A 13,093-nucleotide genomic window follows, 5' to 3' on the forward strand; every position below is an offset into this window, starting at 1 on the left:
TCAGCAGTGCATCACGCACCGGTGCCGCCGACGGTGATCGCGTCGATCTTCAGCGTCGGCTGACCGACGCCCACAGGCACCGACTGACCATCCTTGCCGCACGTGCCGACACCACTGTCCAGCGCCAGGTCGTTGCCGACCATGGACACCCGGCTCATGGCCTCCGGCCCGTTGCCGATCAGGGTCGCCCCCTTGACCGGGGCGGTGATCTTGCCGTCCTCGATCAGGTACGCCTCGCTGGTGGAGAAGACGAACTTGCCGCTGGTGATATCCACCTGGCCGCCGCCGAGATTGGCGCAGTAGATGCCCTTCTTCACCGAACGAATGATTTCCTCCGGGTCGCTCTCACCGGCCAGCATGTAGGTGTTGGTCATGCGCGGCATCGGCAGGTGCGCATAGGACTCACGACGGCCGTTGCCGGTGGCGGCCACGCCCATCAGGCGCGCGTTGAGCTTGTCCTGCATGTAGCCCTTGAGCACGCCGTTTTCGATCAGCGTGGTGCACTGGGTCGGCGTGCCTTCGTCGTCGACACTGAGCGAACCCCGACGCCCGGCCAGGGTGCCGTCATCGACGATGGTGCAGAGACTGGACGCGACCTTCTCGCCGACCTTGCCGCTGTAGGCGGAACTGCCCTTGCGGTTGAAGTCGCCCTCCAGGCCATGGCCGACCGCTTCGTGCAGGAGTACGCCGGACCAGCCCGCGCCCATCACCACCGGCATGCTGCCAGCCGGGGCCGCGATGGCTTCCAGATTGACCAGCGCCTGGCGCAGCGCTTCACGGGCGTAGCCCATGGCGCGGTCTTCATCGAGGAAATAGCTGTAGTCGGTGCGCCCGCCACCGCCATGACCGCCGCGCTCGCGACGACCATTCTGTTCGACGATGACGCTGACGTTGAAGCGCACCAGCGGACGGATATCGGCGCTCAGACTGCCATCGTGCGCCGCCACCAGAATGCGGTCCCAGACACCGGCCAGACTCACGGTGACCTGCTTGATGCGCGGATCCAGTGCGCGCGTGGCGCGATCGACGCGCTGCAGCAGCTCGACCTTCTCGGCGCGGCTCATGACATCCAGCGGGTTGCCCTCGGCATACAGCTGAGTGACCTGCGGGCTGACGAACGCCTGCACACGCCCCTGCTGACCGGCCCGTGAGATCGAACGCGCGGCCTGAGCGGCTTGCGTCAGCGCATCGAGGCTGATCGCATTGCTGTAGGCGAAACCGGTTTTTTCACCGGACTGGGCACGCACGCCAACGCCCTGGTCGAGGTTGAAACTGCCTTCCTTGACGATGCCGTCCTCCAGCACCCAGGTTTCCGAGACCTGGCTCTGAAAGTACAGGTCGGCGGCGTCAATACCCGGCCCCGCCACTTCGCCCAGAACGGAGCTCAGGCTGTCGAGGGTCAGGTTGCCGGGCGCAAGCAGATGCTCGCTGACGGATTGCAACATCGTATTCATGGTCACTCCACAACGATCGGACGTGCTACGTCCGATAAAAAGAATCGGCGGTGCTGCTGCACCGGCATACGCTGGCGAATGGCTGCCTGCTCGGTGGCATCGCGAGACGCCAGCAGCGCAGCTTCGCCCTGATCCTGCTCGGTCAGGACGCTGCCCCAGGGGTCGATGATCGCCGAATGGCCGAAGGTCATGCGCTGCCCCGGGTGCTCACCACCCTGCCCGGCCGCCAGCACATAGCACTGGGTTTCGATGGCCCGAGCACGCGTCAGCACCTGCCAGTGAGCGGCGCCAGTCACCGCCGTGAACGCGGCCGGTACGCTGATCAGCTCGGCCCCTGCTTCACGCAGCGCACCGAATAACTCGGGGAAGCGCAGGTCGTAGCACACGCTCAGACCCAGACGCCCTACCGGCGTATCCGCCACCACGATGCGCTGGCCATGGGCAAAGTCGTCCGACTCACGATACCGGCCACGGTTGTCGGCCACGTCGACATCGAACAGGTGCAGCTTGTCGTAACGGGCGGCACGCTCTCCCTGATCGTCGATCAACAGCGAACAGGCGCGCGGCTTGCCCTCGACATCATCGTCCGGCGGCAGCGGCAAGGTACCGGCCACTACCCATAAACTGAGGTCACGCGCGACTCTTTTCAACCAGGGCAAGATCGGCCCTTCGCCCAGGGCTTCGGCACGGCCGATGGCGGCCAGATCCCGGCGGCCCATGGCCGCGAAGTTCTCCGGCAACACGGCGAGACGCGCGCCACCCTGCGCAGCGCGCTCCAGCAGACGCCGAGCCAGGCGCAGATTGGCTTGCACGTCATCCTGGCTGACCATCTGGATTACAGCGAGATTCATGGCGACACTCTTTGCGGCTTGGTGTAACAGCCTACGCCAAGACGTAACCTCATTGCGGTTTTTCGAAAGGCTTGTCGAAGCTGAGCTCAGGATCCTGCAGCGACCCCTTGACGTCGTACTGCACACTGGCGAAGCGTGCGACCTTGTCACCGAGCAGCTTGTCCACCACGAACAGCGCCCCGCCGATTGCCGGAGCCCCGACGATCAACGCTGCCAGCGGCAGGTTGTTGGTCACCGGCAGGGTCACCAGCAACTTGGCATCGATGCGCTCGTTGCGCATGTCCAGATTGCCGTTGAGCTCCAGATTGCTCGAAGGCCCGGTCAGGGTGATCGGCTCGCGAGTGACGAACAGACCATTGGTGGCCTGCAGGTTGCCCTTGACCCGGTCATAACTGAGCCCCTTGTCGAGCAGGTCGGAGAAGTCCAGACGCAAGCGGCGACCGATCGAGTTGAAGTTGAGCAGGCCGAATACGCGCAGCGCCTGGGCCGAGCCCTGCACCTCGACGAACTGGCCCTTGCGCAACGAGGGGTCGAGATTGCCGGAAAAGCGCTTGAGCGAAAACCAGGCAGGCGAGCCCGGCCAGTCGCCATCGGCGTCCACCCGGAAACTTTCACTGGTAACGCTGGGAGCGAAATCCCAGGCCTTGAGAATATCGCTGAGGTTCTTGCCCTGCAGACGCCCCTTGTACCAGCTGCGCATATGGCCTGGGGTACCACGCCAACCGGCACTGCCACCGATCTTCAGGCCCTGAAGATCGAGATCGAGCTCATCGAAGCGCACGCCCTGCTCCTCCGGGCGCACCTTGAGCGACCACCTGCCCAGTAGCTTTTCACCGCGCAGTACGCGCTCGATGCTGATATCCAGCGGAGGAATCTGCCTGGGGTCGAAATCGGCCAGCGGGTCTGGCGCCTCCTCGTCCTTCACGGCCCCAGGATCGGGCGCTGGCAATCGCACATGCTGCAGTTCGATGCGAATGGGCACAGAGTCAGCATCGGCCAGCAGCACTCGCCCGGCAGCCAGCTCGCTGTCGAGTTGCAGGGACCAGGCCTGCCCTTCACGCGCCAGGCCAAGCGTCAGTTGCTCGATCTCCTGACCGAAACCGCGAAAGCGTCCGATATCCAGGCGGGCGCTCTTGAACAGGCGCTGGCTGTCGGCATCCACCTTGACCGGATGCTTCGCAGCCAGTTTTTTCCAGGCGTCCAGGTCCAGTTCATCCAGGTGTCCGCGCACGCGCAGCCCCTGCCCTGGCGGCAAACCTGCCGCGCCACCACCCAGCAACAATTCGCCACGGCCATCTGCCAGCGCCCCCGGAGGCGCGGCCAGACTCAAGCTGGCCAGATCAGCATAATCGGCCCAATAGCGGCGCTCACGCCCGGAAAGGGTCATGCGCCAGCTGGTATCGCGCTCCTGCTCCGCCGTCTTGCCAAAGGGGGCCGGCAGGTTGACCGCCACGCCGCGCAAGGCGGAGTCGACGCGCAGCTTGCTGTCATCGCCATCGAGCGTCAGACGCAGACGATAGGGAAGCAACCCGCTGACCGGCAGTTTCTGCGGCCCACCCAGCCACTGGCTGAGGGTATCGACCGGAACCTGTCCACGCAGATCGAACAGTGTACGCGCCTGGCCGCGTGCACCCTCGGCGCTGATCTTGCCGCGCACCTGGCGGCCGAAGACCTCGCCGCGAACGTCCGGCGCGCTCAGCCCGGCGGCGCTGTCGAAGCGAAATGCCCCCTGCACCTTACGCAACTGCAGATCGGGGTTGGCCAGCTTGAGGCTGGCACCTTCGGTGGCGAAGTCCACCACGACACCGGGTTTGTCTCCCTTGTGCAACGGAATATCCAGTTGCAGGCGACCGGTCAGAGGCCCCTCGCCCTGCCAACCGGCAAATATCTCCGAAGTGCCCAGTGGCGCCTCCTGCAGCAGCTTGATGGCATCGCCCAGACTGCTCTGCACCTTGCCGTCGAGGTGTAGGCGTGGCGGTTTGCCGTCGTGCAGCAGAGGAATATTGGCCACGACGTCACTGACCTGGCTTTCCTGCAAGCGGCCGCTCTGCAAGCGCACGCGCACCGCGTCGTCCTCGATCAACACCTCACCCACGCCCTCGCGTAGCGCAGGCCAGCCTGGCTGGAAGGCCAGCTCGGCATCCTTGACCTTGAAGAACAGGCTGATGCTACGAGCGCCCAGTGCTGCCCCCTTGTGCAGTGAGCCCTGGTACTGGAAATAGCCTTCTTCGACGTGACCCGCGCGGATCGCCGTCTTCAGCCAGTGATCGAGTTCAGCGCTCATGCCGGGCGCGCGGCTCGGCAGATACTTCTCGGTGTAGGACGCATCGCCGTCGCGCATGCCGACGCGCAGGTCCATGTAATCTTCGGCTTCAGGGTCGCGCAGCAGGCGGATCAGCATGTCACCAGCGACTTGCCCCTCCTCACCCTCTACACGCATGTAGGGGCTGTACAACGTCAGACCGGTTTCGCTCCAGTCCCAGCTCAAGCGCGCCTGGGCATGGCGGTAGTGCCAGGGTTTGGGGAACAGTTGGTCCAGATGCAGGGCGAAATTCTCGCTGTTCAGCCGCAGCTCGCCCTGAAACAGGTTGCCCGACACACTGCCACTGACATTCTCGGCAGCCGGCGCACCGTGGTAGGCCTGGATGCCGACCTTGTCCAGGTTGGCAGCGAACTGCAGGCGTTCGGCGCCTTCACGCTGCGGGTAGTAATCGAGCAGCAGGTTGTTCACCGCCCCTTGCGGCGCCAGGGCGACAAGAACCTCCCGGGCATTCTCGGGCATCGGCACCAGCGCCTTGACCAGCGGTGCCCAGGCCGCGAGGTCGAGGCGGTCGGTACTCAGAGCCCAGCGCTCGTCAGCTTCGCCCACGTCATTCTGCTTCAGGTTCAGGTGCACTTCACCGATGCGCTGCTCACCGTGGGTCAGGGCCAGGGAGTCGATCTGCGCCCGCACGCCCTGCTTGTCCTGAGCGAAAAAGGCATTGAAGGCCAGGTCCTTGAACGTCACTACCTTTTGCTTGGCCTGCCCACCGACCAACTCGGGCGCGTGCAGACGCAGGGCGCCCTTGTCCAGGAACAGGCCGTGGCCTTGCAGCCAAAGCTCGCCACCGGCCTGCAGACGCTGTACCTGCCAGTCACCAAGCAGCGATTTCGGCAGCCAGGCCGCCCAGTCGCTTTGCGGCAGGCTCAGATAGAGCTCGGACTTCGCCTCGCGCCAGGTCTCGGGTTGCATGCGTGTGCGCAGGCGCAGGGCGACCGGTTGACCATCAGGCAGGAGCAGGCGACCATCGAGGCGCTGACTGTTATTGCCATAGCGCAGGCTGAAGTTGACGTAACTGAGCAGCAACGGCTCCTGATCGTAGGGCTGCACCACCACACGGCTATCGAGCAGGCTGATGCGATGCACCATCTGCAGCTGCTCGAGCAGACGCCCAACGTCCAGCTCCGGGCCACTGCGCTGCGGTAAACCCTGCAACTGCCAGGCACCCTCGGCGCTCTGCCGCACGTTCAGTTGCAAACCATCGAACTGCAGGCGGGCGATACGCGGCTGGCGTGCCAGCAGACTGGCAGCGACATCCGGCACCAGTTGCACACGCTCCAGGCTCAGGCCTTCACCCTCCTTGCCCAGGCGTACGTCATGGGCCACCAGCACCGGGGCAAATCCCTGCCAGCGCCCTTCGAGACGACCGATGCGCACCGGCATGCCCAGCTGCGCGCTGGCGCGGTCTTCCAGTTCGAGCCGATATTCCGCCACCAGCGGCACCAGCTCACGGCCGAGACTGACATACAGCGCGGCCAGCACCAGCATCGCGGCGCAAAGACCCAGCCCCCAGCGCAGCAGCACCGAGAACAGGCGCGCCAGGACGTTCACCTCATTGCTGACCGTGCTCAGAGCAGCACCACGTCGTACTGTTCCTGGGAATACATGGTTTCCACCTGGAATTTAATGGTACGTCCGATGAAGGCTTCCAGATCGGCGACGTTGCCCGACTCTTCGTCGAGCAGGCGATCGACCACCTTCTGGTTGGCCAACACACGATAGCTTTCCGCCTGATAGGCACGGGCTTCACGCAGAATTTCGCGGAAGATTTCGTAGCAGGTGGTTTCCGGCGTCTTCAGCTTGCCGCGCCCCTGACAAGCGCTGCAGGGCTCGCAGAGAATCTGTTCGAGGCTTTCGCGCGTGCGCTTGCGGGTCATCTGCACCAGGCCCAGTTCGGTGATGCCGATGATGTTGGTCTTGGCATGGTCACGTTCGAGCTGCTTCTCCAGGGTACGCAGCACCTGGCGCTGGTGCTCTTCGTCTTCCATGTCGATGAAGTCAATGATGATGATGCCGCCCAGGTTGCGCAGGCGCAGTTGCCGGGCAATGGCCGTGGCCGCTTCAAGATTGGTCTTGAAGATAGTTTCCTCGAGGGTGCGATGGCCGACGAAGGCACCGGTATTGACGTCGATGGTGCTCATCGCCTCGGCCGGGTCGACCACCAGGTAACCGCCGGACTTGAGCGGCACCTTGCGCTCCAGGGCGCGCTGGATTTCGTCCTCGACGCCATAAAGGTCGAAAATCGGCCGTTCGCCCGGGTAATGCTCCAGGCGGTCGGCAATCTCCGGCATCAATTCGGCGACGAACTGGGTGATCTTCTGGAAGGTTTCCCGCGAGTCCACGCGAATCTTCTCGGTGCGCGGGCTGACCAGGTCACGCAGGGTCCGCAGCGCCAGGGACAGATCCTCGTAGATCACCGTCGGCGCCTTGGCATTCTGGATCTGCGCGCCGATCTGGTCCCAGAGGCGACGCAGGTAGCGGATATCGATCAGGATCTCGTCGGCACCAGCGCCCTCGGCCGCCGTGCGCAGGATGAAGCCACCCGCCTCTTCGATGCCCTCGGTGGCGACGCAATCGGCCACCACCTGTTTGAGGCGCTCACGCTCGGCTTCATCTTCGATCTTCAGCGATATGCCGACGTGACTGGTGCGCGGCATGTACACCAGATACCGCGAGGGGATGGACAACTGCGTGGTCAGGCGCGCGCCCTTGCTGCCGATGGGGTCCTTGGTGACCTGCACCACCAGGCTCTGCCCTTCGTGGACCAGGGCGCTGATCGGCTCGACCGCCGCGCCCTCACGGCTGGAGATTTCCGAGGCATGGATGAACGCCGCACGCTCCAGACCAATGTCGACGAATGCCGCCTGCATGCCTGGCAGTACGCGTACCACCTTGCCTTTGTAGATGTTGCCGACGATACCGCGCTTCTGCGTGCGCTCCACATGCACTTCCTGCAGGACGCCGTTTTCCACCACTGCCACACGCGATTCCATCGGCGTGATATTGATCAGAATCTCTTCGCTCATGCATCCGTCCTGATGGATTCGCTGCCCGCCCTCGGCGGCCATTTCAATTTATGGCGCGGCGTTCGACTGCCAACAGGCAATGCCGAAGTCACCCAGCATCTGCGCCGTTTCGCACAAGGGCAGACCGACCACGGCCGAATAGCTGCCCTCGATACGGCTGACGAACACCGCCGCCAACCCCTGAATACCATAACCGCCCGCCTTGTCGCAGGGTTCTCCGCTGGCCCAGTACGTGCGAATTTCCGCCTCGCTCAGATGGCGAAACGTCACATCGCTGCATACCACCTGCGCAGCCTCGGCCTGGCGACTGACCAGCGCCACCGCCGTCATCACCTGATGGCTGCGACCGGAAAGGCCGGCCAGCATGCGGCGAAAATCCTCGAAATCGAGCGGTTTACCAAGAATCTGGCCGTCGAGCACCACGGCGGTATCGGCGCCCAACACCACGCCATCCGTACTATCCGACAGCGCCGCCAAGCCGGCGTGCGCCTTGCCGCGCGCCAGACGCTCTACATAAGCGTCCGGCCGCTCGCCTGGCAACGGGGTTTCGTCTATGGCGGCGATTTGCGTGACACAGGGCACAGCGATCTGGGCCAGAAGCTCACGGCGACGGGGCGAAGCGGAGGCCAGGAAAAGCGTGGCCATGAGTATTCTCCCTATCGGACGAATCCCGGCCAAGCGTCAAGCGTGGCCGTTCTCAGTTGACGTTGAGGCGACGGTGAAGCGCGCGCAGGAAGGTGCAGATCCACGGCCAGAGCAAGGCACTGACCAACGCCGGCAGGATGAATGCCAGGGTCGGCGGACGACTGCCGGTCAGCGCATTGAGCCACAGCTGCACCAGCTGAGCCAGGCCGAATACCACCATCAGCACCATGCTCTGCTGCCACATGGGGAACATGCGCAGGCGCTGATGCAGGCTTAGCACCAGAAAGGTGATCAGGGTAAGGATCAGGGCATTCTGCCCCAGCAACGTACCAAACAGCACGTCCTGCGCCAGGCCCAGAATCCAGGCGGTGGTCATGCCGACGCGGTGCGGCAGCGCGAGCACCCAATAGGTGAGGATCAAGGCAACCCATAGCGGACGGCCGACCTGCATGAACTCGGGCAGCGGCGAAACACTGAGCAACAGGCCGAGCGCCAGGCTCAGCCAGACCACCCAGCCGTTCCGGGGCTGTACGCCAACCATCAGTTCGTCTCCTGTGCGGGGGCGTCCGCAGTCGGCGCCTCATTCTGCGCCGGCACCTGCTCAGCATTCGCACGCGCCTGCTCGGCTTCGCGATCGGCAGCTTCCTGGGCCTCGGCGGAGTCATTGGCACGCTGCTCCGGGGTGCGCCGGTCGGAGAACACCAGCAACAGGTAACGGCTGCGATTGAGGGCGGCGGTGGGTACGGCACGAACGATGGCGAAGGGCTGGCCGGAGTCGTGAATCACTTCCTTGACCGTGGCAACCGGGTAGCCCGCCGGGAAGCGCTGGCCCATGCCGGAGCTGACCAGCAGGTCGCCTTCCTTGATATCGGCGGTATCGGCCACATGACGCAGCTCCAGGCGCTCCGGATTACCGGTACCCACGGCGATGGCACGCAGACCGTTGCGATTGACCTGCACCGGAATGCTGTGGGTGGTGTCGGTGAGCAGTAGCACGCGCGAGGTGTAGGGCATGATCTCGACCACCTGCCCCATCAGGCCACGGGCATCGAGCACCGGCTGACCGAGGAACACGCCGTCCTTCTCACCCTTGTCGATCAGAATACGGTGGGTATAGGGGTTCGGGTCGACGCCGATCAGCTCGCCGACCAGCACTTCGTCGTCCACCAGCGCGGCGGAGTTGAGCAGCTCACGCAAGCGCACGTTCTGCTCGGTCAGCGCTGCCAGCTTCTGCAGGCGACGCTGTAACAACAGGGCTTCGGCCTTGAGTTTCTCGTTCTCGGCCATCAGCTCGTTGCGCGACGAGATCTGCTGGGTCGCACCGTCCCACAAGCGCACAGGCACATCCGCCAGCCAATAGAAGGGCGTGAGCACCAGCCCCATCTGGCTGCGCATCGGCTTGAGCGTCTCGAAGCGGGCGTCGACCACCATCAGCACCACCGACAACACGGTGAATACCAGCAGACGAATGCCCAGCGAGGGACCTTTGGCGAAGAGCGGCTTAATGGTCTGCTCCTCGTGCGCCACAGGGGCGAAAAGCACGCGAATTCATGCGAAAGGCGAACCGGTAAGGCGAAGGTTGGGCCGAGTGTACTGCAATGCTCGAATATGCGCGTGCCGCCCGGAGGCGGCACGGCAGGCAAGCGAGGTCAACCTTACTCGGTGGAGAGCAGGTCCATGGCGTGGCGATCCATCATTTCCAGGGCCTTGCCGCCGCCACGGGCAACACAGGTCAGCGGGTCTTCGGCGACGATCACCGGCAGACCGGTTTCCTGGCTCAGCAGCTTGTCCAGGTCACGCAGCAGTGCACCACCACCGGTCAGCACCAGGCCGCGCTCGGCGATGTCCGAGGCCAGCTCGGGCGGCGACTGCTCCAGAGCGCTTTTGACCGCCTGGACGATGGTCGCCAGGGATTCCTGCAGCGCTTCGAGCACTTCGTTGGAGTTCAGGGTGAAGCTGCGCGGTACGCCCTCGGCCAGATTACGGCCACGCACGTCGACTTCGCGAATCTCGCCACCCGGGTAGGCGGTGCCGATTTCCTGCTTGATACGCTCGGCGGTGCCTTCACCGATCAGCGAACCGTAGTTGCGGCGCACGTAGGTGATGATGGCTTCATCGAAGCGGTCGCCGCCAACGCGGACGGATTCGGCATAGACCACGCCGTTCAGGGAGATCAGCGCGATTTCGGTGGTACCACCACCGATATCGACGACCATCGAACCGCGGGCTTCTTCGACCGGCAGGCCGGCACCGATGGCAGCGGCCATCGGCTCTTCGATCAGGAACACTTCACGGGCGCCGGCGCCCAGTGCGGATTCGCGAATGGCGCGACGTTCAACCTGGGTCGATTTGCACGGCACGCAGATCAGCACGCGCGGCGACGGCTGCAGGAAGCTGTTCTCGTGAACCTTGTTGATGAAGTACTGCAGCATCTTCTCGCAGACGCTGAAGTCGGCGATCACGCCGTCCTTCATCGGGCGAATGGCGGAGATGTTGCCAGGCGTACGACCGAGCATGCGTTTGGCTTCGGTACCTACGGCCACGACACTTTTCTGGTTACCGTGGGTACGGATGGCGACCACGGACGGCTCATTCAGGACGATACCGCGCTCGCGCACATAAATAAGGGTATTGGCAGTGCCCAGGTCGATCGACAGATCGCTGGAAAACATGCCACGCAGTTTCTTGAACATTCGGAAGGGACCCTAGGCAACGCGTGGGTGAAGGCCAGGCGCGGAAAACGCGCAGGTAAAAAGTGCGGCAAACTCTAACAACGGCAGGGATTTTGAGCAAGGCGGCAATATGGTAGATTGCCTGTTTTTCCGGGCCTTGTAGCTGCACATCGCGGCCTTTGACCGCTGGCTCGCGACATCCGTTCCCTGCAGCCGCTCACCCATGCCCTCTCTGTCACACTTCCACTGGAGAACCCCCGATGGCGCTTGAACGCTCCGAGGTGGAAAAAATCGCCCACCTGGCCCGCCTGGGTCTGAACGAAGGCGATATTCCGCAAACCACCGAGACCCTGAACAACATCCTCGGCCTGATCGACCAGATGCAGGCCGTCGACACCCAGGGCATCGAGCCCCTGGCTCACCCGCTGGAAGCGACCCAGCGCCTGCGCGCCGACGTGGTCAACGAGAGCAACCAGCGCGATGCCTATCAGGCCATCGCCCCGGCCGTCGAAAGTGGCCTGTACCTGGTTCCCAAAGTCATCGAGTAAGGAAAGCCTTCCGCCATGCATCACATGACCCTGGCCGAGATCGCCCGCGCACTCGCCGACAAGCAATTCTCATCTGCCGAGCTGACCCAGAGTCTGCTGAGCCGCATCGAACAGCTCGACCCGCAGCTCAACAGCTTCATCACCGTCACCGCCGAGCAGGCCCTGGAGCAGGCCAAGGCCGCCGACGCGCGCCGCGCCGCTGGCGAAAGCAGCCCGCTGCTCGGCGCACCGATCGCCCACAAGGACCTGTTCTGCACCCAGGGCGTGCTGACCAGCTGCGGCTCGAAGATCCTCACCGGCTTCAAGGCGCCCTACGACGCCACCGTGGTCGACAAGCTCAAGAGCGCCGGCACCGTCAGCCTCGGCAAGCTGAACATGGACGAGTTCGCCATGGGTTCGGCCAACGAGTCCAGCCACTACGGCCCGGTGAAGAACCCCTGGGACACCAGCCGGGTACCTGGCGGCTCCTCGGGCGGTTCCGCTGCAGCCGTGGCCGCGCGGCTGATTCCGGCCGCCACCGGCACCGACACCGGCGGCTCGATCCGCCAGCCGGCCGCGCTGACCAACCTCACCGGCATCAAGCCCACCTACGGCCGCGTCTCGCGTTGGGGCATGATCGCCTACGCTTCCAGTCTCGATCAGGGCGGCCCGCTGGCCCGTACCGCCGAGGACTGCGCCCTGCTGCTCGGCGCCATGGCCGGCTTCGACGCCAAGGATTCCACCAGCGTCGACCAGCCGGTCGATGATTACCTGGCAGCGCTGGCTCAGCCGCTGGCCGGCCTGCGCATCGGCCTGCCCAAGGAATACTTCGGCGCCGGCCTGGACGCGCGCATCGGCGAGAAAATCATGGCCGTGGTCGAGGAGCTGAAAAAGCTCGGCGCCACCGTCAAAGACATCTCGCTGCCGAACATGCAGCATGCGATCCCCGCCTACTACGTGATCGCGCCGGCCGAGGCCAGCTCCAACCTGTCGCGTTTCGACGGCGTGCGCTTCGGCTACCGCTGCGAAAACCCGAAAGACCTGCAGGACCTGTACAAGCGCTCGCGTGGCGAAGGCTTCGGTGCCGAGGTCAAGCGCCGCATCATGGTCGGCACCTACGCGCTGTCGGCTGGTTATTACGATGCCTACTACATCAAGGCCCAGCAGATCCGCCGGCTGATCAAGAACGACTTCGTCGCCGCCTTCAAGGACGTCGACGTGATCCTCGGCCCGACCACGCCGAACCTGGCCTGGAAACTCGGCGAGAAGAACGCCGACCCGGTATCCGCCTACCTGGAAGACATCTACACCATCACCGCCAACCTGGCCGGCATCCCCGGCCTGTCGATGCCGGCCGGCTTCGTCGATGGCCTGCCGGTGGGCGTGCAGTTGCTCGGCAACTACTTCCAGGAAGGTCGTCTGCTCAACATCGCGCACCAGTACCAGCAGTTCAGCGACTGGCACAAACAAGCACCGAGCAGCTTCTAGGCCATGGCGCAGCCATGCGGCCTTTTCCCCTCTCCCATTCATGGGAGAGGGTGGCGCGTAGCGCCGGGAGAGGGCTTGCCCATGCCATACAGGATCGAGGAACACTAAAC

At 64.2% G+C, this 13,093-nt stretch carries 10 protein-coding genes; 2 read left to right on the forward strand and 8 right to left on the reverse strand.

The window, feature by feature from the left end; all coding sequences use genetic code 11:
• Positions 1 to 11: 11 nt before the first annotated feature.
• From tldD to mreB, 8 genes are all read right to left on the reverse strand, one after another.
• The gene (tldD, locus tag ACN8M7_RS01545) at positions 12 to 1,454 is read right to left on the reverse strand and encodes a metalloprotease TldD (RefSeq protein ID WP_490259535.1); all 1,443 of its coding nucleotides are present in this window, start codon (positions 1,452 to 1,454) and stop codon (positions 12 to 14) included.
• 2 nt (positions 1,455 to 1,456) lie between these two features.
• Entirely contained in the window at positions 1,457 to 2,305 is an 849-nt protein-coding gene (locus ACN8M7_RS01550) for a carbon-nitrogen hydrolase family protein (protein ID WP_490259536.1), read from the reverse strand.
• 49 nt (positions 2,306 to 2,354) lie between these two features.
• On the reverse strand, positions 2,355 to 6,176 hold the full coding sequence (locus ACN8M7_RS01555) for a YhdP family protein (protein ID WP_490259537.1): 3,822 nt from the start codon (positions 6,174 to 6,176) through the stop codon (positions 2,355 to 2,357).
• A 17-nt stretch (positions 6,177 to 6,193) separates the two neighbouring features.
• A complete protein-coding gene (gene rng, locus ACN8M7_RS01560) occupies positions 6,194 to 7,651 on the reverse strand; it encodes a ribonuclease G (protein WP_061240567.1) in 1,458 nt (485 codons plus the stop codon).
• Positions 7,652 to 7,699: 48 nt separating this feature from the next.
• Positions 7,700 to 8,296, reverse strand: coding sequence for a Maf family protein (locus ACN8M7_RS01565; RefSeq protein ID WP_490259538.1), 597 nt, complete (start codon positions 8,294 to 8,296; stop codon positions 7,700 to 7,702).
• A gap of 52 nt (positions 8,297 to 8,348) precedes the next feature.
• Positions 8,349 to 8,837, reverse strand: coding sequence for a rod shape-determining protein MreD (mreD, locus tag ACN8M7_RS01570; protein ID WP_061240565.1), 489 nt, complete (start codon positions 8,835 to 8,837; stop codon positions 8,349 to 8,351).
• A complete protein-coding gene (gene mreC, locus ACN8M7_RS01575; RefSeq protein ID WP_490259816.1) occupies positions 8,837 to 9,766 on the reverse strand; it encodes a rod shape-determining protein MreC in 930 nt (309 codons plus the stop codon). Before mreC ends, mreD begins: the two co-directional genes overlap by 1 nt.
• A gap of 185 nt (positions 9,767 to 9,951) precedes the next feature.
• Positions 9,952 to 10,989 (reverse strand): rod shape-determining protein MreB, encoded by a 1,038-nt coding sequence (mreB, locus tag ACN8M7_RS01580; protein WP_013714086.1) that lies wholly within the window; start codon positions 10,987 to 10,989, stop codon positions 9,952 to 9,954.
• 239 nt (positions 10,990 to 11,228) lie between these two features.
• Between mreB and gatC the strand changes: the two genes are divergently transcribed.
• Together gatC and gatA are read left to right on the forward strand one after the other, a co-directional pair.
• Positions 11,229 to 11,516 carry an Asp-tRNA(Asn)/Glu-tRNA(Gln) amidotransferase subunit GatC gene (gene gatC / locus ACN8M7_RS01585; RefSeq protein WP_024306969.1) on the forward strand — a complete coding sequence of 96 codons (288 nt, stop codon included), beginning with the start codon at positions 11,229 to 11,231 and terminating at the stop codon, positions 11,514 to 11,516.
• Between the two features lie 15 nt (positions 11,517 to 11,531).
• Positions 11,532 to 12,983, forward strand: a complete 1,452-nt coding sequence (gene gatA / locus ACN8M7_RS01590; protein WP_490259539.1) for an Asp-tRNA(Asn)/Glu-tRNA(Gln) amidotransferase subunit GatA — start codon at positions 11,532 to 11,534, stop codon at positions 12,981 to 12,983.
• Positions 12,984 to 13,093 lie beyond the last annotated feature (110 nt).

This window comes from Pseudomonas spartinae, from assembly GCF_965197125.1.
GTDB lineage: Bacteria > Pseudomonadota > Gammaproteobacteria > Pseudomonadales > Pseudomonadaceae > Aquipseudomonas > Aquipseudomonas composti_A.

Bases quoted from the DNA above. Each gene is read 5' to 3' on its own strand.
- tldD (WP_490259535.1), bottom strand. From the start codon at position 1,454: ATGAATACGATGTTGCAATCCGTCAGCGAGCATCTGCTTGCGCCCGGC.
- ACN8M7_RS01550 (WP_490259536.1), bottom strand. From the start codon at position 2,305: ATGAATCTCGCTGTAATCCAGATGGTCAGCCAGGATGACGTGCAAGCC.
- rng (WP_061240567.1), bottom strand. From the start codon at position 7,651: ATGAGCGAAGAGATTCTGATCAATATCACGCCGATGGAATCGCGTGTG.
- ACN8M7_RS01565 (WP_490259538.1), bottom strand. From the start codon at position 8,296: ATGGCCACGCTTTTCCTGGCCTCCGCTTCGCCCCGTCGCCGTGAGCTT.
- mreD (WP_061240565.1), bottom strand. From the start codon at position 8,837: ATGGTTGGCGTACAGCCCCGGAACGGCTGGGTGGTCTGGCTGAGCCTG.
- mreB (WP_013714086.1), bottom strand. From the start codon at position 10,989: ATGTTCAAGAAACTGCGTGGCATGTTTTCCAGCGATCTGTCGATCGAC.
- gatC (WP_024306969.1), top strand. From the start codon at position 11,229: ATGGCGCTTGAACGCTCCGAGGTGGAAAAAATCGCCCACCTGGCCCGC.
- gatA (WP_490259539.1), top strand. From the start codon at position 11,532: ATGCATCACATGACCCTGGCCGAGATCGCCCGCGCACTCGCCGACAAG.